This is a genomic window from Escherichia sp. E2748 (assembly GCF_005781125.1).
In the GTDB taxonomy this organism is placed as follows: Bacteria; Pseudomonadota; Gammaproteobacteria; order Enterobacterales; family Enterobacteriaceae; genus Escherichia.
The window spans coordinates 412937-435950 of sequence record NZ_VATP01000001.1 but is presented as its reverse complement, the minus strand read 5'-3'; the positions used below and the strand labels follow the sequence as shown (position 1 = coordinate 435950).

Below are 23014 nucleotides of genomic sequence, written 5' to 3'. Positions count from 1 at the left end.
TTCCTCCATTTTTCTCCCTTATTGGCTGGCTACACTAGTATCATTCCGCGAAACGTTTCAGGAAGAGAAACTCTTAACGATGAAAGGCAGTTATAAATCCCGTTGGGTAATCGTAATCGTGGTGGTTATCGCCGCCATCGCCGCATTCTGGTTCTGGCAAGGCCGCAATGAATCCCAGAGCGCAGCACCAGGTGCGACGAAACAAGCGCAACATCCACCTGCGAGTGGTCGCCGTGGTATGCGTTCCGGCCCATTAGCCCCGGTTCAGGCGGCGACCGCCGTAGAACAGGCAGTTCCGCGTTACCTCACCGGGCTTGGCACTATTACCGCTGCTAACACCGTTACGGTGCGCAGTCGCGTAGATGGTCAACTGATGGCGTTACATTTCCAGGAAGGCCAGCAGGTCAAAGCAGGCGATTTGCTGGCAGAAATTGACCCCAGCCAGTTCAAAGTTGCATTAGCACAAGCCCAGGGCCAACTGGCAAAAGATAAAGCCACGCTTGCCAACGCCCGCCGTGACCTGGCGCGTTATCAACAACTGGCAAAAACTAATCTCGTCTCCCGCCAGGAGCTGGATGCTCAACAGGCGCTGGTCAGTGAAACCGAAGGCACCATTAAGGCTGATGAAGCGAGCGTCGCCAGCGCACAACTCCAACTCGACTGGAGCCGCATCACCGCGCCAGTCGATGGTCGCGTTGGCCTGAAGCAGGTTGATGTTGGTAACCAAATCTCCAGTGGCGACACCACCGGGATTGTGGTGATCACCCAGACGCATCCTATCGATTTAGTCTTTACCCTGCCGGAAAGCGATATCGCTACCGTTGTGCAGGCACAAAAAGCCGGAAAACCACTGGTGGTTGAAGCCTGGGATCGCACTAACTCGAAGAAATTAAGTGAAGGCACGCTGTTAAGTCTCGATAACCAAATCGATGCCACTACCGGTACGATTAAAGTGAAAGCACGCTTTAATAATCAGGATGATGCGCTGTTTCCCAATCAGTTTGTTAACGCGCGCATGTTAGTCGACACCGAACAAAACGCCGTGGTGATCCCCACCGCCGCCCTGCAAATGGGCAACGAAGGCCATTTTGTCTGGGTACTGAATAGCGAAAATAAAGTCAGCAAACATCTGGTGACACCGGGCATTCAGGACAGTCAGAAAGTGGTGATCCGCGCAGGTATTTCTGCAGGCGATCGCGTAGTGACGGACGGCATTGATCGCCTGACCGAAGGAGCGAAAGTGGAAGTGGTGGAAGCCCAGAGCGCCACCGCACTGGAAGAGAAAGCCACCAGCCGCGTATACGCGAAAAAAGGAGCGCGCTCCTGATGCAGGTGTTACCTCCGAGCAGCACAGGCGGCCCGTCGCGCCTATTTATTATGCGTCCTGTCGCCACCACGCTGCTGATGGTGGCGATCTTACTCGCCGGGATTATCGGTTATCGCGCCCTGCCCGTTTCGGCACTGCCGGAAGTGGATTATCCGACTATTCAGGTGGTCACCCTCTACCCTGGCGCCAGCCCGGATGTCATGACCTCCGCCGTTACCGCGCCGCTCGAACGCCAGTTTGGGCAGATGTCCGGCCTGAAACAGATGTCGTCGCAAAGTTCCGGCGGTGCGTCAGTTATCACTTTGCAGTTCCAGCTAACATTACCGCTCGATGTCGCCGAGCAGGAAGTGCAGGCCGCGATTAACGCCGCCACTAACCTGTTGCCGAGCGATCTGCCTAACCCGCCGGTTTACAGCAAAGTGAACCCAGCAGATCCGCCGATCATGACGCTCGCCGTCACCTCAACCGCCATGCCGATGACGCAGGTAGAAGATATGGTGGAAACCCGCGTCGCGCAGAAAATCTCGCAGATTTCCGGCGTCGGACTGGTGACGCTTTCCGGCGGTCAGCGTCCGGCTGTTCGCGTCAAACTTAACGCCCAGGCGATTGCCGCACTCGGTCTGACCAGCGAAACCGTGCGCACCGCCATTACCGGCGCTAACGTTAACTCAGCTAAAGGTAGCCTTGATGGCCCTTCCCGTGCGGTCACGCTGTCAGCGAACGACCAGATGCAATCCGCCGAAGAGTATCGCCAGCTAATCATCGCCTACCAGAACGGCGCGCCGATTCGTCTGGGCGATGTCGCAACTGTAGAGCAAGGTGCAGAAAACAGCTGGCTCGGCGCGTGGGCGAACAAAGAACAGGCCATCGTGATGAATGTTCAGCGCCAGCCCGGTGCTAACATTATCTCCACCGCCGACAGCATCCGGCAGATGCTGCCACAGCTCACCGAGAGTTTGCCGAAATCGGTGAAGGTGACGGTACTTTCTGACCGTACCACCAATATCCGCGCATCGGTCGACGATACCCAGTTTGAGCTGATGATGGCTATCGCGCTGGTAGTAATGATTATCTACCTGTTTTTGCGCAATATTCCGGCGACCATCATTCCCGGCGTCGCAGTGCCGCTGTCGTTAATCGGCACCTTCGCGGTCATGGTGTTTCTCGATTTTTCAATCAATAACCTGACGTTGATGGCGTTAACTATCGCCACCGGATTCGTGGTCGATGACGCCATCGTGGTGATCGAAAACATTTCCCGCTATATCGAAAAAGGTGAAAAACCGTTGGCGGCGGCGCTCAAGGGCGCGGGTGAAATCGGCTTTACCATTATCTCGCTGACCTTCTCACTGATTGCGGTGTTGATCCCACTGCTGTTTATGGGCGATATCGTCGGGCGACTGTTCCGCGAATTTGCCATTACTCTGGCAGTCGCGATTTTGATCTCAGCCGTGGTGTCGCTGACCCTGACACCGATGATGTGTGCGCGGATGCTCAGCCAGGAGTCGCTGCGTAAACAGAACCGCTTCTCCCGTGCCTCGGAAAAAATGTTCGACGGGATAATCGCCGCCTATGGTCGTGGACTGGCGAAAGTGCTGAATCATCCGTGGCTGACCTTAAGCGTGGCGCTCAGCACGCTGCTTCTTAGCGTTCTATTGTGGGTGTTCATTCCGAAAGGTTTCTTCCCGGTACAGGACAACGGCATTATTCAGGGCACTTTGCAGGCACCGCAATCCAGCTCCTTTGCCAATATGGCCCAGCGACAACGCCAGGTCGCGGATGTGATTTTGCAGGATCCGGCGGTGCAAAGTTTGACCTCATTTGTTGGCGTTGATGGCACTAACCCGTCGCTGAACAGTGCGCGTTTACAGATCAACCTCAAACCGCTGGATGAACGTGATGATCGGGTGCAAAAAGTCATCGCCCGTCTGCAAACGGCGGTAGATAAAGTGCCGGGCGTCGATCTCTTCCTGCAACCAACGCAGGACCTGACCATCGATACACAGGTCAGCCGCACCCAGTACCAGTTTACCTTGCAGGCCACGTCACTGGATGCGCTCAGTACCTGGGTGCCACAGTTGATGGAAAAACTCCAGCAACTACCACAGCTTTCTGATGTCTCCAGCGACTGGCAGGACAAAGGGCTGGTGGCGTATGTCAATGTTGATCGCGACAGCGCCAGCCGTCTGGGGATCAGCATGGCGGACGTCGATAACGCCTTGTACAACGCGTTTGGTCAGCGACTGATTTCCACTATTTATACTCAGGCTAACCAGTATCGCGTGGTGCTGGAGCACAACACCGAAAACACTCCTGGGATTGCGGCGCTGGATACTATTCGCCTGACCAGCAGCGACGGTGGCGTAGTGCCGCTAAGCTCAATTGCCAAAATTGAGCAGCGTTTTGCCCCGCTCTCCATCAACCATCTGGATCAGTTCCCGGTAACGACCATCTCCTTTAACGTGCCGGATAACTATTCGTTGGGCGATGCGGTGCAGGCGATTATGGACACCGAAAAGACGCTGAATCTGCCAGTGGATATCACCACGCAGTTCCAGGGCAGCACCCTCGCCTTCCAGTCGGCGCTGGGCAGCACTGTCTGGCTGATTGTCGCAGCGGTGGTGGCGATGTATATCGTGCTCGGCATTCTGTACGAGAGCTTTATTCACCCCATCACTATTCTCTCGACGCTACCCACCGCAGGGGTCGGCGCACTGCTGGCGTTAATGATTGCCGGTAGCGAACTGGATGTGATTGCGATTATCGGCATTATTTTGCTGATCGGTATCGTGAAGAAGAACGCCATCATGATGATCGACTTCGCGCTGGCTGCCGAGCGCGAGCAAGGCATGTCGCCGCGCGATGCTATTTACCAGGCTTGTCTGTTGCGTTTTCGTCCGATCCTGATGACCACCCTGGCGGCTCTGCTTGGCGCGCTGCCGCTGATGTTGAGTACCGGTGTCGGTGCGGAACTACGTCGTCCGTTAGGCATCGGTATGGTCGGCGGTCTGGTTGTCAGCCAGGTGCTGACGCTGTTTACCACGCCGGTGATTTATCTGCTGTTCGACCGCCTGGCATTGTGGACCAAAAGCCGCTTTGCCCATCATGAAGAGGAGGCGTAAGTGAAGTTTTTTGCCCTCTTCATTTACCGCCCGGTGGCGACGATTTTACTGTCGGTTGCCATTACCCTGTGCGGCATTCTGGGCTTCCGTATGCTGCCGGTCGCCCCGCTGCCGCAGGTTGATTTTCCGGTGATTATGGTCAGCGCCTCGCTGCCCGGTGCATCGCCAGAGACAATGGCGTCTTCCGTTGCCACGCCGCTGGAACGTTCGCTTGGACGCATTGCCGGAGTCAGTGAAATGACCTCCAGCAGTTCGCTCGGCAGCACACGCATTATTTTGCAGTTTGATTTTGACCGGGATATCAACGGCGCGGCGCGTGATGTGCAGGCGGCGATCAACGCCGCGCAAAGTTTGCTGCCCAGCGGGATGCCAAGCCGTCCGACCTATCGCAAAGCGAACCCGTCGGATGCGCCAATTATGATCCTGACGCTAACCTCCGATACTTATTCGCAAGGTGAACTGTACGATTTCGCCTCAACACAGCTTGCCCCGACGATTGCGCAAATCGACGGTGTCGGTGATGTCGATGTCGGTGGCAGCTCGCTGCCCGCCGTGCGCGTCGGGCTGAATCCGCAGGCGCTGTTTAATCAGGGCGTCTCGCTGGACGATGTACGCTCCGCCATCAGCAATGCCAACGTGCGTAAACCGCAGGGGGCGCTGGAAGATGATACCCATCGCTGGCAGATCCAGACTAACGATGAACTGAAAACCGCCGCCGAATATCAGCCGTTGATTATTCATTACAACAACGGCGGCGCGGTTCGTCTGGGCGATGTGGCGACGGTGACGGATTCAGTGCAGGATGTGCGCAACGCCGGGATGACCAACGCCAAACCGGCTATTTTGCTGATGATCCGCAAACTGCCAGAAGCCAATATTATCCAGACGGTAGACAGCATCCGGGCGAAATTACCGGAGTTGCAGGAAACCATTCCGGCGGCAATTGATCTGCAAATTGCCCAGGATCGCTCGCCCACCATTCGCGCCTCGCTGGAAGAAGTCGAGCAAACGCTAATTATCTCGGTGGCGCTGGTGATTCTGGTGGTGTTTTTATTCCTGCGCTCGGGTCGCGCCACTATTATTCCCGCCGTTGCGGTGCCGGTTTCGCTGATTGGTACGTTTGCGGCGATGTACCTGTGCGGATTCAGTCTCAATAACCTTTCGTTAATGGCGCTCACCATTGCTACTGGTTTCGTGGTGGATGACGCCATCGTGGTGCTGGAAAACATTGCCCGTCATCTGGAAGCGGGGATGAAACCGCTACAGGCCGCGCTACAAGGTACTCGCGAAGTCGGTTTTACGGTGCTGTCGATGAGTCTGTCACTGGTGGCGGTGTTCCTGCCGCTGCTGTTGATGGGCGGATTGCCGGGCCGCCTGTTACGCGAGTTTGCCGTGACGCTTTCTGTCGCCATTGGTATTTCGTTGCTGGTTTCCCTGACGCTAACGCCGATGATGTGCGGCTGGATGCTAAAAGCGAGCAAGCCGCGTGAGCAAAAGCGACTGCGTGGTTTTGGTCGCATGTTGGTAGCCCTGCAACAAGGCTACGGCAAGTCGCTGAAATGGGTGCTCAATCATACCCGTCTGGTGGGCGTGGTGCTGCTTGGCACCATTGCGCTGAATATCTGGCTATATATCTCGATTCCGAAAACCTTCTTCCCTGAGCAGGACACCGGCGTACTGATGGGCGGGATTCAGGCGGATCAGAGTATTTCGTTTCAGGCGATGCGCGGCAAATTGCAGGACTTCATGAAAATTATCCGTGACGATCCGGCAGTGGATAATGTCACCGGCTTTACCGGCGGTTCGCGGGTGAACAGCGGGATGATGTTTATCACCCTCAAGCCACGCGACGAACGCAGCGAAACGGCGCAGCAAATTATCGACCGTCTGCGCGTGAAGCTCGCAAAAGAGCCAGGAGCGAATCTGTTCCTGATGGCGGTACAGGATATTCGCGTTGGCGGACGTCAGTCGAACGCCAGTTACCAGTACACGTTGCTGTCCGACGACCTGGCGGCACTGCGCGAATGGGAGCCGAAAATTCGCAAAAAACTGGCAACGTTGCCGGAACTGGCGGACGTGAACTCCGACCAGCAGGACAACGGCGCGGAGATGAATCTGGTTTATGATCGCGACACCATGGCACGGCTGAGAATCGACGTGCAGGCCGCCAACAGCCTGTTAAATAACGCCTTCGGTCAGCGACAAATCTCGACCATTTACCAGCCGATGAACCAGTATAAAGTAGTGATGGAGGTGGATCCGCGCTATACCCAGGACATCAGTGCGCTGGAGAAAATGTTCGTTATCAATAACGAAGGCAAAGCGATCCCGCTGTCGTATTTCGCTAAATGGCAACCGGCGAACGCGCCATTGTCGGTGAATCATCAAGGATTATCGGCAGCCTCGACCATCTCGTTCAACCTGCCGACCGGGAAATCGCTCTCGGACGCCAGTGCGGCGATCGACCGAGCAATGACCCAGCTTGGTGTGCCTTCGACGGTGCGCGGCAGTTTTGCCGGAACAGCGCAGGTGTTCCAGGAGACGATGAACTCGCAAGTGATCCTGATTATCGCAGCGATCGCCACGGTGTATATCGTACTGGGGATGCTGTATGAGAGTTACGTACATCCGCTGACGATTCTCTCCACATTGCCTTCGGCGGGCGTCGGGGCGCTGCTGGCGCTGGAGCTGTTCAATGCTCCGTTCAGCCTAATCGCCCTGATAGGGATCATGCTATTAATCGGCATCGTGAAGAAAAACGCCATTATGATGGTCGATTTTGCGCTTGAAGCCCAACGCCACGGTAACCTGACGCCGCAGGAAGCTATTTTCCAGGCCTGTCTGCTGCGTTTTCGCCCGATTATGATGACCACCCTGGCAGCACTGTTTGGCGCGCTGCCGCTGGTATTGTCGGGCGGTGACGGCTCGGAGCTACGGCAACCCCTGGGGATCACCATTGTCGGCGGTCTGGTAATGAGTCAGCTCCTGACGCTGTATACCACGCCGGTGGTATATCTCTTTTTCGACCGTCTGCGGCTGCGTTTTTCGCGTAAACCTAAACAAACGGTAACCGAGTAAATGACAGATCTTCCCGACAGCACCCGCTGGCAATTGTGGATTGTGGCTTTCGGCTTCTTTATGCAGTCGCTGGACACCACCATCGTTAACACCGCCCTTCCCTCAATGGCGCAAAGCCTCGGGGAAAGCCCGCTGCATATGCACATGGTCATTGTCTCTTATGTGCTGACCGTGGCGGTGATGCTGCCCGCCAGCGGCTGGCTGGCGGATAAAATCGGCGTGCGCAATATTTTCTTTACCGCCATCGTGTTGTTTACCCTCGGTTCACTGTTTTGCGCGCTTTCCGGCACGCTGAACGAACTGTTGCTGGCACGCGCGTTACAGGGCGTTGGCGGTGCGATGATGGTGCCGGTCGGCAGGTTGACGGTGATGAAAATCGTACCGCGCGAGCAATATATGGCGGCGATGACCTTTGTCACGTTACCCGGTCAGGTCGGTCCGCTGCTCGGTCCGGCGCTCGGCGGTCTGCTGGTGGAGTACGCGTCGTGGCACTGGATCTTTTTGATCAACATTCCAGTAGGAATTATCGGTGCGATCGCCACATTGGTGTTAATGCCGAACTACACCATGCAGACGCGGCGCTTCGATCTCTCCGGCTTTCTGTTGCTGGCGGTTGGCATGGCGGTATTAACGCTGGCGCTGGACGGCAGTAAAGGTACAGGACTGTCGCCGCTAACCATCGCCGGACTGGTGGCGGTTGGCGTGGTGGCACTGGTGCTTTATCTGCTGCACGCCAGAAATAACCACCGCGCTCTTTTCAGTCTGAAACTGTTCCGCACTCGTACCTTTTCGCTGGGCCTGGCGGGGAGCTTTGCCGGACGTATCGGTAGCGGCATGTTGCCCTTTATGACGCCGGTTTTCCTGCAAATTGGCCTTGGTTTCTCACCGTTTCATGCCGGATTGATGATGATCCCGATGGTACTCGGCAGTATGGGGATGAAGCGAATTGTGGTGCAGGTGGTGAATCGCTTTGGTTATCGTCGGGTACTGGTGGCGACCACGCTGGGTCTGTCGCTGGTCACCCTGTTGTTTATGACCACCGCGCTGCTAGGCTGGTACTACGTTTTGCCGTTCGTCCTGTTTTTACAAGGGATGGTCAACTCGACGCGTTTCTCCTCCATGAACACCCTGACGCTGAAAGATCTCCCGGACAATCTGGCGAGCAGTGGCAACAGCCTGCTGTCGATGATTATGCAATTGTCGATGAGTATCGGGGTCACCATCGCCGGGCTGTTGCTGGGACTTTTTGGTTCGCAGCATGTCAGCGTCGACAGCGGCACCACACAAACCGTCTTTATGTACACCTGGCTTAGTATGGCGTTTCTTATCGCCCTTCCGGCGTTCATCTTTGCCAGAGTGCCGAACGATACGCATCAAAATGTAGCTATTTCGCGGCGCAAAAGGAGCACTGAATGAAGTTCTGGCGGCCCGGCATTACCGGCAAACTGTTTCTGGCGATCTTCGCCACCTGCATCGTCTTGCTGATCACGATGCACTGGGCGGTACGTATTAGTTTTGAGCGTGGTTTTATTGATTACATCAAGCATGGAAATGAGCAACGGCTGCAAATGCTTGGCGACGCGCTTGGCGAGCAATACGCCCAGCACGGTAACTGGCGTTTTCTGCGTAATAACGATCGCTTCGTATTTCAGATCCTGCGTTCGCTTGAACACGATAGCAACGACGATAAGCCCGGCCCCGGTATGCCACCACACGGCTGGCGTACCCAGTTCTGGGTGGTCGATCAAAATAACAAAGTGCTGGTTGGCCCACGCGCACCCATTCCACCGGACGGCACACGGCGGCCCATTCTGGTCAATGGTGTGGAAGTCGGCGCGGTGATCGCTTCCCCCGTTGAACGCCTGACGCGCAATACCGATATCAATTTTGATAAGCAACAGCGGCAAACCAGCTGGCTGATTGTGGCGTTATCTACTTTATTAGCGGCGCTGGCGACATTTCCACTGGCACGCGGTTTGCTGGCTCCGGTAAAACGGTTAGTTGACGGCACGCACAAACTGGCGGCGGGCGATTTCACCACTCGCGTGACGCCCACCAGCGAAGATGAACTGGGGAAACTGGCACAAGACTTCAACCAGCTTGCCAGCACGCTGGAGAAAAACCAGCAAATGCGCCGCGATTTTATGGCCGATATTTCTCACGAACTGCGTACGCCATTAGCGGTGCTGCGCGGTGAACTGGAAGCCATTCAGGATGGCGTGCGTAAATTCACGCCGGAGACGGTGGCGTCTTTACAGGCGGAGGTCGGCACACTGACCAAACTGGTTGACGATCTCCATCAGTTGTCGATGTCTGATGAAGGCGCTCTCGCCTATCAAAAAGCACCGGTAGATTTGATCCCACTGCTGGAAGTGGCGGGCGGCGCATTTCGCGAACGATTCGCCAGCCGTGGCCTGAAACTGCAATTTTCCCTGCCAGACAGCATTACCGTATTTGGCGATCGCGACCGTTTAATGCAGTTGTTCAATAATTTACTGGAAAACAGCCTGCGCTACACCGACAGCGGCGGCAGCCTGCAAATCTCCGCAGAACAGCACGATAAAACGGTGCGCCTGACCTTTGCCGACAGCGCGCCGGGCGTCAGTGATGATCAGCTGCAAAAACTGTTTGAGCGTTTTTATCGCACCGAAGGTTCCCGCAACCGTGCCAGCGGCGGTTCCGGGCTGGGGCTGGCGATTTGCCTGAACATTGTTGAAGCGCATAATGGTCGCATTGTTGCCGCCCATTCGCCTTTTGGCGGGGTAAGCATTACAGTAGAGTTACCGCTGGAACGGGATTTACAGAGAGAAGTATGACCGAGTTACCTATCGACGAAAACACGCCGCGTATTTTGATCGTGGAAGATGAACCCAAGCTGGGGCAGTTGCTCATTGATTATCTGCGTGCCGCGAGCTACGCGCCAATACTTATCAGCCACGGCGATCAGGTACTGCCATACGTGCGCCAGACGCCGCCGGATCTGATCCTGTTGGATCTGATGCTCCCAGGCACCGATGGTCTGACGCTGTGCCGGGAAATTCGTCGTTTTTCCGATGTCCCAATTGTGATGGTGACGGCGAAAATCGAAGAGATCGATCGCCTGCTGGGGCTGGAAATTGGTGCTGATGACTATATCTGCAAGCCGTACAGCCCGCGTGAAGTAGTGGCGCGCGTCAAAACCATTTTGCGCCGCTGCAAACCGCAGCGCGAGTTGCAGCAACAGGATGCCGAAAATCCGTTGATTATCGACGAAGGTCGTTTTCAGGCTTCATGGCGTGGCAAAATGCTTGACCTGACGCCTGCGGAATTTCGTCTGCTGAAAACGCTCTCCCATGAACCGGGTAAAGTATTCTCCCGCGAGCAATTGCTCAATCATCTTTACGACGACTACCGCGTGGTAACCGACCGAACTATCGACAGCCACATTAAAAACCTGCGCCGCAAACTGGAATCTCTCGACGCCGAACAGTCATTTATCCGCGCCGTTTACGGCGTCGGTTACCGTTGGGAAGCTGACGCCTGCCGTATTGTTTAGCCTGTTCCTTTTAATGGCAGTCTCAAACTACAACGCGTACCGTTCCGTCGCCCACTGAGTATTATTACCCTCTCTGAAAAAGAGAGGGATAAAGCCGTGCTCGTATTCAGATTTCAGCATATTTATCAGTAATCTCCCCCATGCATTAGAGGGTATTCCCCTGATTGGCAACCACCTGAATATCACCCATACTTAAATCGTTACATACTGTTTTCGATACGCAATTTCAAGCAAGGAGTCAATATGGCTGGTTGGTTTGAACTTAATAAGAGCAGTGATAATCAGTTCCGTTTTGTGTTAAAAGCGGGAAACGGAGAAATCATTCTCACAAGCGAATTGTATGCCTCAAAAGCCTCTGCGGAAAAGGGCATCGCCTCGGTACAAAGCAACAGTCCGCAGGATGAACGCTATGAGAAAAAGACGGCGAGCAACGGCAAGTTTTATTTCAATCTGAAAGCGGCCAATCATCAGATAATTGGCTCCAGCCAGATGTATGCTACCGCTCAATCACGCGAAGTCGGAATTGCCTCTGTAAAAACCAATGGCGTAAGCCAGACGGTGAAAGATAAGACTTAATCATTGTGCCGGGCGCGGATAACGCGCTCGGCTTTATTTCTAATAAACACTGGCTTATTGATACTAAGGATCAATCCGCGCCATTAAAATAATGGGAGGATAAGTTTCATATTAGGTGAAAGAATTTTTGTTCTTCTTTTTGAACGCCACGTTATTTATTTCCTGCAAGTGCCGAAGAAATTATCGTTATTCGCATCCTTACCAAAACCAGGAGACGACCAGACATTTACACTGGAGCCACCCCCACCGATTGCGCTACAATGCCCGCCCTTAAAGTGGGGACACTCCCCTAACCGCTTCATCAGGTGAAGCGGATCTGACCTGTCATCAGAACGAGAGAATTATGTTTAAACCGGAACTCCTTTCCCCGGCGGGAACGCTGAAAAATATGCGTTACGCTTTCGCTTATGGCGCAGATGCTGTTTATGCGGGCCAGCCGCGTTACTCCCTGCGTGTGCGCAACAACGAATTCAACCACGAAAATCTTCAGCTCGGCATCAATGAAGCCCATGCGCTGGGGAAAAAGTTTTATGTCGTGGTCAACATTGCGCCGCACAACGCTAAGCTGAAAACCTTTATCCGTGACCTGAAACCGGTAGTGGAAATGGGGCCTGATGCGCTGATTATGTCCGATCCTGGGCTGATTATGCTGGTGCGTGAGCACTTCCCTGAAATGCCGATCCACCTTTCCGTGCAGGCTAACGCCGTAAACTGGGCGACGGTAAAATTCTGGCAGCAAATGGGCCTGACCCGCGTGATCCTCTCCCGTGAACTATCACTGGAAGAGATTGAAGAGATCCGCAATCAGGTGCCGGATATGGAGCTCGAAATCTTCGTTCACGGCGCACTGTGCATGGCCTACTCCGGTCGCTGCCTGCTCTCTGGCTATATCAACAAACGCGACCCGAACCAGGGCACCTGCACCAACGCCTGCCGCTGGGAGTACAACGTCCAGGAAGGCAAAGAAGATGACGTCGGCAACATCGTACACAAATACGAGCCGATTCCGGTGCAAAACGTTGAACCGACGCTGGGTATCGGCGCACCAACCGACAAAGTGTTTATGATCGAAGAGGCCCAGCGTCCGGGCGAGTATATGACCGCGTTTGAAGACGAACACGGCACTTACATCATGAACTCGAAAGATCTGCGCGCTATCGCACACGTTGAACGCCTGACCAAAATGGGCGTGCATTCGCTGAAAATCGAAGGCCGCACCAAATCTTTCTACTATTGTGCACGCACCGCGCAGGTTTATCGTAAAGCTATCGATGATGCCGCTGCGGGCAAACCGTTCGACACCAGCCTGCTGGAGACGCTGGAAGGTCTGGCGCATCGCGGCTATACCGAAGGTTTCCTGCGTCGCCATACGCATGATGATTATCAGAACTACGAATACGGTTATTCCGTTTCTGACCGCCAGCAGTTTGTTGGTGAGTTTACCGGTGAGCGTAAAGGCGACCTCGCGGCGGTAGCGGTTAAAAACAAATTCTCCGTTGGCGACAGCCTTGAGCTGATGACTCCACAGGGCAATATCAACTTTACCCTTGAGCATATGGAAAACGCCAAAGGCGAAGCGATGCCGGTTGCGCCGGGTGATGGTTATACTGTGTGGATCCCGGTCCCGCAGGATCTCGAACTGAACTACGCGCTGCTGATGCGTAATTTCTCTGGGGAAACCACGCGTAACCCGCACGGCAAGTGATTAATTTCAAGTATTTTTCCCAGATAGAAAATTCTTAGAAACCGATCACATACAGCTGCATTTATTAAGGTTATCATCCGTTTCGCTGAAAAACATAACCCATAAAATGCTAGCTGTACCAGGAACCACCTCCTTAGCCTGTGTAATCTCCCTTACGCAGGCTTATTTTTTTGCACCACGACTTTCATCCTGTTCTGACTCCACCTTCTCTTTTCTGCTCTACACTTTCTAAAGATCAATAATAAAGGCATACGATGATGGCCGATTTTCCCGCCAGTTTGCTGATTCTTAACGGCAAAAGTGCTGACAATGAAACATTGCGCGAGGCGATTATGCTGTTGCGTGAGGAGGGAATAACGATCTATGTACGGGTCACCTGGGAGAAAGGTGATGCCGCGCGTTTTGTGACTGAAGCGCGCCAACTCGGCGTCGCGACAGTGATAGCAGGCGGTGGTGATGGCACCATTAATGAAGTCTCCACGGCGTTGATTCAGTGTGAAGGCGATGACATTCCTGCTTTGGGGATTTTGCCGCTAGGTACAGCGAATGATTTCGCCACCAGCGTGGGGATCCCTGAGACACTGGATAAGGCGTTGAAACTGGCGATTGCCGGTAACGCTATTGCAATTGATATGGCGCAGGTTAACAGGCACACCTGTTTTATCAATATGGCAACGGGCGGGTTTGGTACGCGTATCACCACCGAAACACCGGAAAAATTAAAAGCCGCGCTGGGGGGAGTCTCTTACATCATTCATGGCTTAATGCGCATGGATACATTGCAACCGGACCGTTGTGAAATCCGCGGTGAAAACTTTCACTGGCAAGGTGACGCCCTGGTCATTGGTATTGGTAACGGACGTCAGGCCGGTGGCGGTCAGCAGTTGTGCCCAAATGCGCTGATTAATGATGGCTTGTTGCAGTTGCGTATTTTCACCGGAGATGAAATTCTTCCGACCCTCGTATCCACATTAAAATCTGACGAAGATAACCCGAATATTATCGAAGGCGCTTCGGCGTGGTTCGATATACAAGCACCACACGAAATCACTTTTAATCTTGATGGCGAACCGTTGAGTGGACAAAACTTTCATATTGAAATACTTCCGGCGGCGCTGCGTTGTCGATTACCACCGGATTGTCCGTTATTGCGTTAATCAAATTATTCTCTCTTGAATTAGGGAGAGTTAGTTATGCCGGATGCGGCGTAAACGCCTTATCCGTCCTACGGGGCTGTGCTGTGCGTAGGCATGATAAGACGCTTCAGCGTCGCATCAGGCACAGGTTGCCGGATGCGGCGTAAGCGCCTTATCCGGCCTACGGGGCTGTGCTGTTCGTATGAAGCACATCAGGCGATAGTAATTTTGCTATCGAGATAAACGTCCTGCACGGCGTTAATCAGTTTCACGCCGTCAGCCATCGATTTCTTGAACGCTTTACGTCCGAGAATCAGCCCCATTCCGCCAGCGCGTTTGTTGATGACCGCAGTACGCACCGCATCACTAAGGTCGGTTTCACCGCCTGCAGCACCGCCGGAGTTAATCAGCCCTGCACGCCCCATATAGCAGTTAGCTAACTGATAACGCACCAGATCAATCGGGTTTTCACTGGTCAGCTTGCTGTACACGCGATCGTCGGTATAACCGTAATTAATCGCTTTATAGCCGCCGTTATTTTCCGCCATTTTTTGTTTGACGATATCTGCACCGATGGTCGCCGCCAGATGGTTCGCCTGACCAGTCAGGTCGGCGGAAACATGGTAATCAACGCCATCTTTCTTAAAGGCGGAGTTACGCAAATAGGCCCACAGCACTGTCACCATGCCCAGCTCGTGCGCACGTTCAAAGGCCGCAGAAATTTCTTCAATCTGGCGACGTGACTCTTCCGAGCCAAAATAGATAGTCGCACCAACCGCCACCGCGCCCATGTTGAACGCCTGCTCCACGCTGGCATACAGCGTTTGATCGTAGGTGTTCGGGTAACTTAGCGTCTCGTTGTGATTAAGTTTGACGAGGAATGGAATGCGGTGCGCATAACGCCGCGATACCGATGCCAGCACGCCGTAAGTTGACGCCACACAGTTACAGCCCGCTTCGATCGCCAACTCCACAATGTTCTTCGGGTCAAAGTAGAGCGGGTTAGCGGCAAATGAAGCTCCGGCAGAGTGCTCGACGCCCTGGTCAACCGGCAGAATAGAAAGGTATCCTGTGCCAGCCAGACGCCCGGTGTTGTAGAGCGTCTGCATATTACGTAACACCGCTGGCGGACGATTATTGTCAATCATCACGCGGTCTACGTAATCATGTCCGGGGAGATAAAGCTGGTCAGAAGGAATAGTCATACACCGGTGCTGTAAAAGGTTGTCGGCGTCTTTGCCAAGCAACTGCGCAATATCTGTCATTACTATGCTCCCGTAAATTCCGATTGGATATCGGCTATGGATTGTCCTGGCCCACCTTTTGCGGGCAATCATAATCCTGGTCGTTACGGGCTGGTTTTGCCATCTTTTGGATGTTTTTTCAGCGTTTTCTGTTGGCACGATTCATCAGAAAAAATGTTACAGCGGTCAAGCTTTCACCGCAAAGGTATTTAAAAGGTATTGTTAAGTGGTATTGTCAGCGCGTACCTTACATTACCTGTCATGAAGGAATTAAAAGATGAAAACAACAGCAAAGCTGTCGTTCATGATGTTTGTTGAATGGTTTATCTGGGGCGCGTGGTTTGTGCCATTGTGGCTGTGGCTAAGTAAAAGCGGTTTCAGTGCCGGAGAAATTGGCTGGTCCTATGCATGTACCGCCATTGCGGCGATCCTGTCGCCTATTCTGGTTGGCTCCATCACTGACCGCTTTTTCTCGGCGCAGAAAGTGCTGGCGGTATTGATGTTCGCCGGTGCGGTGCTGATGTATTTCGCCGCGCAACAGACCACCTTTGCCGGGTTCTTCCCGTTACTGCTGGCCTACTCGCTAACTTATATGCCGACCATTGCGCTGACTAACAGCATCGCGTTTGCTAACGTGCCGGATGTGGAGCGTGATTTTCCGCGCATTCGCGTACTGGGGACTATCGGCTGGATTGCCTCTGGCCTGGTCTGCGGATTCTTGCCTCAGATGCTGGGATATGACGATATCTCACCGACCAATATTCCGCTGTTAATTACCGCAGGAAGCTCCGCATTGCTCGGTGCGTTTGCCTTATTCCTGCCAGACACGCCGCCAAAAAGCACCGGCAAAATGGACATTAAAGTCATGCTCGGCCTGGATGCGCTGATCCTGCTGCGCGATAAAAATTTCCTCGTCTTTTTCTTCTGTTCATTCCTGTTTGCGATGCCACTGGCGTTCTATTACATCTTTGCCAACGGTTATCTGACTGAAGTCGGCATGAAAAACGCCACTGGCTGGATGACGCTCGGCCAGTTCTCTGAAATCTTCTTTATGCTGGCATTGCCGTTTTTCACCAAACGCTTTGGTATCAAAAAGGTATTATTGCTTGGTCTGGTCACCGCCGCGATCCGCTATGGCTTCTTTATTTATGGCAGCGCGGATGAATATTTTACCTACGCGTTACTGTTCCTCGGCATTTTGCTGCACGGCGTAAGTTACGATTTTTACTACGTTACCGCTTACATCTATGTCGATAAAAAAGCCCCCGTGCATATGCGTACCGCCGCGCAGGGGCTGATCACGCTCTGCTGCCAGGGATTTGGCAGTTTGCTCGGTTATCGTCTTGGCGGAGTGATGATGGAGAAGATGTTTGCTTATCAGGAACCGGTAAACGGGCTGACCTTCAACTGGGCCGGGATGTGGACTTTTGGCGCGGTGATGATTGCCATTATCGCCGTGCTGTTCATGATTTTTTTCCGCGAATCCGACAGCGAAATTACGGCTATCAAGGTCGATGATCGCGATATTGCGTTGACACAAGGGGAAGTTAAATGAAAACAGAACGTATTCTCGGTGCTCTTTACGGGCAGGCGTTAGGGGATGCGATGGGGATGCCCTCCGAGCTTTGGCCACGCAGCCGCGTTAAAGCACACTTTGGCTGGATTGACCGTTTTCTGCCTGGACCAGAGGAGAATAACGCGGCCTGTTATTTTAACCGCGCCGAATTCACCGACGATACCTCGATGGCGCTGTGTCTGGCGGATGCGTTGCTGGAACGTGAAGGCAAGATCGATCCGGATCTGATTGGGCGTAATATTCTCGACTGGGCGCTGCGTTTCGACGCCTTCAACAAAAACGTGCTTGGCCCAACCTCGAAGATTGCGCTTAACGCCATTCGCGACGGTAAACCCGTTGCTGAACTGGAAAACAACGGCGTGACTAACGGTGCGGCGATGCGCGTCTCACCATTGGGGTGTTTACTTCCGGCGCGTGATGTTGATTCCTTTATTGATGATGTGGCGCTGGCGTCCAGCCCGACTCATAAATCGGATCTGGCGATTGCGGGGGCGGTGGTTATTGCATGGGCGATTTCTCGTGCCATTGACGGCGAAAGCTGGTCAGCGATTGTTGATTCTCTACCCTCGATTGCGCGACATGCTCAACAAAAACGCATCACCACATTCAGCGCCTCACTGGCGGCACGTCTGGAGATTGCGCTGAAAATTGTGCGCAATGCCGACGGCACCGAATCCGCCAGCGAACAGCTTTACCAGGTCGTTGGCGCAGGCACCAGCACCATTGAGTCCGTGCCATGCGCCATTGCGCTGGTTGAACTGGCACAAACCGACCCGAACCGTTGCGCCGTCCTGTGCGCTAACCTTGGCGGCGACACAGACACCATCGGTGCTATGGCGACGGCAATTTGCGGCGCGTTGCATGGCGTTAACGCTATCGATCCTGCGTTAAAGGCGGAACTGGATGCGGTAAATCAGCTTGATTTCAACCGCTATGCCACAGCGCTGACGAAGTATCGCCAACAACGGGAGGCGGTATGAGCGGCGCTCGATTACACACGCTGCTGCCTGAATTAACCTCGCGTCAGCCGGTTATGGTGATTGGCGCGGCGGTCATTGATGTGATCGCCGACGCTTACGCCCTGCCCTGGCGCGGGTGCGATATCGAGCTGAAACAGCAGAGCGTTAACGTTGGCGGCTGCGCACTGAATATTGCCGTGGCGTTAAAGCGCCTCGGCATCGAAGCGGGTAATGCCCTGCCGCTCGGTCAGGGGGTGTGGGCGGAGATTATTCGCAACCGGATGGCGAAAGAGGGGTTAATCAGCCTGATCGATAACGCCGAAGGCGATAACGGATGGTGTCTGGCGCTGGTTGAGCCGGATGGCGAACGCACGTTTATGTCGTTCAGTGGTGTGGAAAATCAGTGGAATCGCCAATGGCTGGCGCGATTAACCGTTGCGCCTGGCAGCCTGCTCTATTTTTCCGGTTATCAACTGGCCTCGCCCTGCGGCGAATTGTTAGTGGAATGGCTGGAAGGGCTGAAAAACGTGACGCCGTTTATCGATTTTGGCCCACGTATTGGCGATATCCCGGATGCATTACTTGCGCGGATCATGGCCTGTCGACCTTTAGTGTCACTCAATCGTCAAGAGGCTGAGATTGCCGCCGAACGTTTTGCTTTATCCGCAGAGATAACAACGCTTGGCAAGCAATGGCAGGAGAAATTTGTCGCGCCGTTGATCGTCCGTCTCGATAAAGAAGGCGCATGGTATTTCAGCAACAACGCTTCTGGCTGCGTTCCGGCATATCCAACGCAAGTTGTAGACACCATTGGTGCAGGCGACAGTCATGCAGGTGGCGTACTTGCCGGGCTGGCCTCTGGTCTGCCACTGGCGGATGCCGTATTACTGGGCAATGCAGTGGCGTCGTGGGTTGTCGGGCATCGGGGCGGTGATTGTGCGCCAACGCGCGAGGAACTACTCCTCGCACACAAAAACGTATAGATCGCTGCGACAGTGGCTGATGCTGTACTCAATAGGCCGTTGCTGTTGGTCAAGCGCCACTTGCTTGATCACCAGCACCGGTATTTTGCTATCTAACTGAATATGTGACTGAAACTCAGCATCCGGCATTCGGGCGCTAACACGGGAACGGGTACGCTTAGGAAAAATATGCTGACTGCGGAAGTAGTCATAAAGAGAAATCCCGATGGCATCAACATCATGAATTAAATGCGCCGGAACCCACGATTCCTCAATGGATACCGCGTCTTCATCGACATAGCGAATACGCTTAAGCAAAAAGACATCACTTCCCGCTTCGACCGCCAGCTGCTGTGCGACTTCTTCAGGACATTTCACGACACGCTTGTTAACCCATAGCGTATCGGGCTTTTTCCCGCGCAACACCACCTGTTGAGAAAATCCTCGCGCTTCTTTCAACGAGTATTCAAAGATGTTGTTGATCTGCGTGCCGTAGCCACGCGAACGCGTCACCACGCCCTCTTCTTCCAGCGCCTGCATCGCCTTGCGCACCGTAATACGCGAAACGCCGGTTAACTGACTTAAATCACGCTCGCCGGGTAAAATATTGCCATGTTCCAGCACCCCGCTGCGCACGGCATTTTTTACCGTTTCGGCAAACTTAATATAAAGCGGCGTGTTGTCCGCCGCTAAAATACGCTCATTCAGTTGAGCGATAAGCTGGGTATGCGCTTGTTCCATTTGTCTTTTTCCTGCCGGGGAGTCTGTCAGGAGTATATCACTGCTGGTTATTTAAGGCGTTTCTTTAATGCCATCAACGAAAGCCTGCAACTCCTCCGCCTTGCCATTAAACACATTAAAATCCACCGGACCATTAATGCCATCTACCTGTCCACGGTCGGAATGCTGCCAGAAGCGCCAGGCCATGCCGTCATTGTCCGGACGACGTTGGTAGTAGTGCGCTACCCACCACGGATACTCATTGAAATACCCTGCCAGGTTCGTGTGATAAAACACGGCTCCGGAGTAAATAATCGGCTTTTTTCCCGTGCTTTTTTCGACCATTTTTAGCCACTGACTTACCCGCTTGCGCAATTCTTTTGCCGATAATTTTCCTCGCTCTTCTACGTCCAGCACGGCAGGGAAATCGCCGTGGGCAAAATCCACCGTTTGCAGAAATAATCTGGCCTGAACTGAAGCGGATACCGACGGAGAAAAATAGTGATACGCCCCACGCAGCAGGCCATTTTCACGGCTTCTTTGCCAGTTGCGCGAAAAATACGGGTCAACCAGCTTTTCACCTTCCGTAGCCTTAATAAAAGCAAACTGTAAGCGGATACCGTTGTCGCGCATTTTTGCGACACGCTGCCAGTCGATCCGCTCCTGCCAGCGTGAAACATCAATACCATGAATGGTGTAATTGGCAGGAATGCGAATAGCAAAAGATTTGACCGGGCGATAACCGTAGAAGTGGATGTAGTTTTTAATCTGAATTGCTGTCGAATAGAAAAAATTCACCGTCTGACGGGGATGAATCGCAACGATGGAAATTAGCCCCAGAGCGCATATCAAAGCGGTGAATTTTTTTCGACTGGCGATTCTTAGCTGCATTGGTTTCATCCCTGAATTTCAGCGCGAAAAAGCTGAAAAATGCCAAAGCAGCTATACTACGGTGCTCACCACCAGGCGTGAAAGTGGTGAACCGGACCAATCCCGTGGCCAACTTCCAGCGTGTCTGCCTGCGCTAACGCCGCAGAAAGCCAGCTTTTTGCCTCCAGTACGGTGTCAGCCCAGTTTGTATGGCGCGGGCTTAGTGCAGCCAGCGCCGCAGAGAGCGTACAACCGGTGCCGTGGGTGTTTTTGGTCATAATACGCGGTGCGGTAAACCGTTGTTCACCTTCGCGGGTAAACAGCCAGTCCGGGCTTTGCTCGTCATCCAGATGACCGCCTTTCATCAGCACTGCACCGCAGCCCATCGCCAATAATTCACGTCCCTGTTCCAGCATTTCCTGTTCGTTACGCGCGTGTGGCGCATCGAGCAAGGCGGCAGCTTCGGGCAAGTTTGGCGTTATTAATGAAACCAGTGGCAATAATCGACCGCGCAGCGTGGCAACCGCCGAAGGTGAAAGCAGCGGATCGCCACTTTTTGCCAGCATAACGGTGTCGAGTACCACGTTTTGGATCTGATAACGTTGCAGCCGTTCTGCCACCGCTTCAACAATATCGGTTTCCGCCAACATACCGATTTTAGTGGTGTCTATTCGCACATCGCTGAACACCGAATCAAGCTGGGCGGCAACAAAATCAGGCTCAATGCGATACACCGACTGTACGCCACGGGTATTTTGCGCCACCAGTGCAGTAATAACTGAGCAACCATAAGCGCCAAGTGCCGAGAAGGTTTTAAGATCGGCCTGAATCCCCGCACCACCACTCGGATCAGTACCGGCAATCGTCAGAGCGTTAATTCGTTTCATGCATGCACCTCCTGCGTCAGCTGCCAGAGCGCGTCAAGGAAATGTGGAACAAAACTACCCGGCCCCTCGCTTCTGGCGACTGCGCGTTCTCCCGCTTGTTTCATCCAGTGACAGGTAGATGCGACATTTTCCAGCGTATCACCCGGTAATGCACAACTGGCGGCGACGACTGCCGATAATGCACAGCCAGTTCCGACCACTTTGGTCATTAACGGATCGCCGCCGTGAATGCCAACGGTGCGACGACCATCGGTAACATAATCTACCTCGCCAGTGACCACGACGACTGCGCCAGTTTCCCGTGCCAGAGTTTGTGCGGCGGGCAACGCGTTAGCTACGTCGTCAGTGGTATCCACACCACGTCCACCATTAGCAACGCGAGCTAATGCCATGATTTCCGAAGCATTACCGCGTATCGCTGCCGGTTTAAAAGATAAAAGTTCATGACAAAAACAGCGGCGATAATCGAGCGCACCAACCGCAACCGGATCAAGCGTCCAGGGCGTTTGTGATCGTGTTGCCTGCCCAACGGCGGCACGCATCGCCTGCGCGCGTGGCTGCGTCAGTGTGCCAACGTTAATCAACAAGGCACTGGCGATGGCCGCAAACTGACTGGCCTCTTCGGCTTCGATAACCATCGCTGGCGATGCACCGAGCGCCAGCAAGGTATTGGCAGTAAAGGTTTGCACCACATCATTGGTCATGCAGTGCACAAGGGGAGAGTGTTGGTGAAAGAGGTGTAACGCGTGCGCAGATTGCGCGGAACTCAGCAGGTCGACTTGCATAGTTTGCTCCTGCCATAACGTGAAGAAGCAATGACCTGATGGTCTGTGACTTCCCTACGCTGGCATTATCCAGATCAGGTTATACGGGTATTTCTCAGCCTTCACAAAGAAGGGCACCCCGAGTCGTTTGGTTGCGATGATAAATCGCAGAGGAGGATGGTAATGTCCAGCGCACACGTTGTAAACGAGGAAAAACCGCAGTTTTACAATCGCGTTAATAAATTATTTGATATAAGAATCCAGCACCTTCAGAACGACATCCAGATCTTCTTCACGTTTTAGCTCATCCCCCTGGTGAACGATGTGTTCCGTCAGATGACCTTTAATCACTTCCCGCATCAGACCGTTTACCGCGCCACGGATAGCAGCAATCTGTTGTAAAACTGCAGCGCATTCATGCGGTTCGTCGAGCATTTTCTTGAGCGCCACGACCTGGCCCTGAATCTTACTGGCACGCGCTTTCAGTTTCTGTTTATCACGGATTGTATGAGACATGGCAACACCTGGTTAACAAGAACATGAAAAATCATAG

Annotated in this window: 18 protein-coding genes and 1 riboswitch; of the genes, 12 read left to right on the top strand and 6 right to left on the bottom strand. The window is 53.6% G+C overall.

Annotated elements, in window-relative coordinates; genetic code table 11:
• Positions 1–79 precede the first annotated feature (79 nt).
• The 9 genes from mdtA (at position 80) to yegS (ending at position 14500) form a co-directional block, all read left to right on the top strand.
• Positions 80–1327, top strand: a complete 1248-nt coding sequence (mdtA, locus tag FEK42_RS01945) for a multidrug efflux RND transporter subunit MdtA (RefSeq protein ID WP_135492773.1) — start codon at positions 80–82, stop codon at positions 1325–1327.
• On the top strand, positions 1327–4449 hold the full coding sequence (gene mdtB, locus FEK42_RS01940) for a multidrug efflux RND transporter permease subunit MdtB (protein WP_135492774.1): 3123 nt from the start codon (positions 1327–1329) through the stop codon (positions 4447–4449). Before mdtA ends, mdtB begins: the two co-directional genes overlap by 1 nt.
• Positions 4450–7527 carry a multidrug efflux RND transporter permease subunit MdtC gene (gene mdtC / locus FEK42_RS01935; RefSeq protein ID WP_135492775.1) on the top strand — a complete coding sequence of 1026 codons (3078 nt, stop codon included), beginning with the start codon at positions 4450–4452 and terminating at the stop codon, positions 7525–7527.
• Positions 7528–8943, top strand: coding sequence for an MFS transporter (locus FEK42_RS01930; protein WP_135492776.1), 1416 nt, complete (start codon positions 7528–7530; stop codon positions 8941–8943). It abuts the gene before it with no gap.
• Complete coding sequence (baeS, locus tag FEK42_RS01925) at positions 8940–10343, top strand: two-component system sensor histidine kinase BaeS (RefSeq protein WP_135407303.1); 1404 nt, start codon at positions 8940–8942, stop codon at positions 10341–10343. The genes FEK42_RS01930 and baeS overlap by 4 nt, the downstream gene beginning before the upstream one ends.
• Positions 10340–11062: a two-component system response regulator BaeR gene (baeR, locus tag FEK42_RS01920; RefSeq protein ID WP_130206968.1), complete on the top strand. Its 723-nt coding sequence runs from the start codon at positions 10340–10342 to the stop codon at positions 11060–11062. The genes baeS and baeR overlap by 4 nt, the downstream gene beginning before the upstream one ends.
• A gap of 243 nt (positions 11063–11305) precedes the next feature.
• Positions 11306–11638, top strand: coding sequence for a YegP family protein (locus FEK42_RS01915; protein WP_130206970.1), 333 nt, complete (start codon positions 11306–11308; stop codon positions 11636–11638).
• A 343-nt stretch (positions 11639–11981) separates the two neighbouring features.
• A complete protein-coding gene (yegQ, locus tag FEK42_RS01910; protein WP_000476028.1) occupies positions 11982–13343 on the top strand; it encodes a tRNA 5-hydroxyuridine modification protein YegQ in 1362 nt (453 codons plus the stop codon).
• Between the two features lie 257 nt (positions 13344–13600).
• Positions 13601–14500, top strand: a complete 900-nt coding sequence (gene yegS / locus FEK42_RS01905; RefSeq protein ID WP_135492825.1) for a lipid kinase YegS — start codon at positions 13601–13603, stop codon at positions 14498–14500.
• A 191-nt stretch (positions 14501–14691) separates the two neighbouring features.
• Here yegS and fbaB read toward each other — a convergent pair whose 3' ends face one another.
• A complete protein-coding gene (gene fbaB, locus FEK42_RS01900; protein ID WP_000129551.1) occupies positions 14692–15744 on the bottom strand; it encodes a class I fructose-bisphosphate aldolase in 1053 nt (350 codons plus the stop codon).
• A gap of 256 nt (positions 15745–16000) precedes the next feature.
• On the opposite strand from fbaB, the gene FEK42_RS01895 reads away from it, so the two are divergent.
• Genes FEK42_RS01895 through FEK42_RS01885 form a run of 3 tightly spaced genes read left to right on the top strand, consistent with a single transcriptional unit; the run spans position 16001 to position 19241 of the window.
• A complete protein-coding gene (locus tag FEK42_RS01895; RefSeq protein ID WP_130206976.1) occupies positions 16001–17278 on the top strand; it encodes a nucleoside permease in 1278 nt (425 codons plus the stop codon).
• On the top strand, positions 17275–18279 hold the full coding sequence (locus tag FEK42_RS01890) for an ADP-ribosylglycohydrolase family protein (protein ID WP_135492777.1): 1005 nt from the start codon (positions 17275–17277) through the stop codon (positions 18277–18279). The genes FEK42_RS01895 and FEK42_RS01890 overlap by 4 nt, the downstream gene beginning before the upstream one ends.
• The gene (locus FEK42_RS01885; protein WP_135492778.1) at positions 18276–19241 is read left to right on the top strand and encodes a carbohydrate kinase family protein; all 966 of its coding nucleotides are present in this window, start codon (positions 18276–18278) and stop codon (positions 19239–19241) included. Before FEK42_RS01890 ends, FEK42_RS01885 begins: the two co-directional genes overlap by 4 nt.
• Here FEK42_RS01885 and FEK42_RS01880 read toward each other — a convergent pair.
• From FEK42_RS01880 to rcnR, 5 genes are all read right to left on the bottom strand, one after another.
• Complete coding sequence (locus FEK42_RS01880; protein ID WP_115424782.1) at positions 19215–19961, bottom strand: GntR family transcriptional regulator; 747 nt, start codon at positions 19959–19961, stop codon at positions 19215–19217. The genes FEK42_RS01885 and FEK42_RS01880 overlap by 27 nt on opposite strands.
• A 51-nt stretch (positions 19962–20012) precedes the next feature.
• The gene (locus FEK42_RS01875; protein WP_135492779.1) at positions 20013–20831 is read right to left on the bottom strand and encodes a glycoside hydrolase family 25 protein; all 819 of its coding nucleotides are present in this window, start codon (positions 20829–20831) and stop codon (positions 20013–20015) included.
• Positions 20832–20896: 65 nt separating this feature from the next.
• Positions 20897–21697, bottom strand: a complete 801-nt coding sequence (gene thiD / locus FEK42_RS01870) for a bifunctional hydroxymethylpyrimidine kinase/phosphomethylpyrimidine kinase (protein ID WP_130206984.1) — start codon at positions 21695–21697, stop codon at positions 20897–20899.
• Positions 21694–22482: a hydroxyethylthiazole kinase gene (thiM, locus tag FEK42_RS01865; protein WP_135492780.1), complete on the bottom strand. Its 789-nt coding sequence runs from the start codon at positions 22480–22482 to the stop codon at positions 21694–21696. The genes thiD and thiM overlap by 4 nt, the downstream gene beginning before the upstream one ends.
• Before the next feature lie 34 nt (positions 22483–22516).
• Positions 22517–22613: riboswitch (TPP riboswitch) on the bottom strand.
• Between the two features lie 91 nt (positions 22614–22704).
• Entirely contained in the window at positions 22705–22977 is a 273-nt protein-coding gene (rcnR, locus tag FEK42_RS01860) for a Ni(II)/Co(II)-binding transcriptional repressor RcnR (RefSeq protein WP_000019944.1), read from the bottom strand.
• Positions 22978–23014: the final 37 nt, after the last annotated feature.

What these genes read in the sequence shown, in the direction of transcription:
- thiD (WP_130206984.1), bottom strand. Translation starts at nt 21,697, where the DNA reads ATGAAACGAATTAACGCTCTGACGATTGCCGGTACTGATCCGAGTGGT.
- baeR (WP_130206968.1), top strand. Translation starts at nt 10,340, where the DNA reads ATGACCGAGTTACCTATCGACGAAAACACGCCGCGTATTTTGATCGTG.
- FEK42_RS01915 (WP_130206970.1), top strand. Translation starts at nt 11,306, where the DNA reads ATGGCTGGTTGGTTTGAACTTAATAAGAGCAGTGATAATCAGTTCCGT.
- yegS (WP_135492825.1), top strand. Translation starts at nt 13,601, where the DNA reads ATGGCCGATTTTCCCGCCAGTTTGCTGATTCTTAACGGCAAAAGTGCT.
- fbaB (WP_000129551.1), bottom strand. Translation starts at nt 15,744, where the DNA reads ATGACAGATATTGCGCAGTTGCTTGGCAAAGACGCCGACAACCTTTTA.
- yegQ (WP_000476028.1), top strand. Translation starts at nt 11,982, where the DNA reads ATGTTTAAACCGGAACTCCTTTCCCCGGCGGGAACGCTGAAAAATATG.
- mdtA (WP_135492773.1), top strand. Translation starts at nt 80, where the DNA reads ATGAAAGGCAGTTATAAATCCCGTTGGGTAATCGTAATCGTGGTGGTT.
- baeS (WP_135407303.1), top strand. Translation starts at nt 8,940, where the DNA reads ATGAAGTTCTGGCGGCCCGGCATTACCGGCAAACTGTTTCTGGCGATC.
- thiM (WP_135492780.1), bottom strand. Translation starts at nt 22,482, where the DNA reads ATGCAAGTCGACCTGCTGAGTTCCGCGCAATCTGCGCACGCGTTACAC.
- FEK42_RS01885 (WP_135492778.1), top strand. Translation starts at nt 18,276, where the DNA reads ATGAGCGGCGCTCGATTACACACGCTGCTGCCTGAATTAACCTCGCGT.
- FEK42_RS01890 (WP_135492777.1), top strand. Translation starts at nt 17,275, where the DNA reads ATGAAAACAGAACGTATTCTCGGTGCTCTTTACGGGCAGGCGTTAGGG.
- rcnR (WP_000019944.1), bottom strand. Translation starts at nt 22,977, where the DNA reads ATGTCTCATACAATCCGTGATAAACAGAAACTGAAAGCGCGTGCCAGT.
- FEK42_RS01895 (WP_130206976.1), top strand. Translation starts at nt 16,001, where the DNA reads ATGAAAACAACAGCAAAGCTGTCGTTCATGATGTTTGTTGAATGGTTT.
- mdtB (WP_135492774.1), top strand. Translation starts at nt 1,327, where the DNA reads ATGCAGGTGTTACCTCCGAGCAGCACAGGCGGCCCGTCGCGCCTATTT.
- FEK42_RS01880 (WP_115424782.1), bottom strand. Translation starts at nt 19,961, where the DNA reads ATGGAACAAGCGCATACCCAGCTTATCGCTCAACTGAATGAGCGTATT.
- FEK42_RS01875 (WP_135492779.1), bottom strand. Translation starts at nt 20,831, where the DNA reads ATGCAGCTAAGAATCGCCAGTCGAAAAAAATTCACCGCTTTGATATGC.
- FEK42_RS01930 (WP_135492776.1), top strand. Translation starts at nt 7,528, where the DNA reads ATGACAGATCTTCCCGACAGCACCCGCTGGCAATTGTGGATTGTGGCT.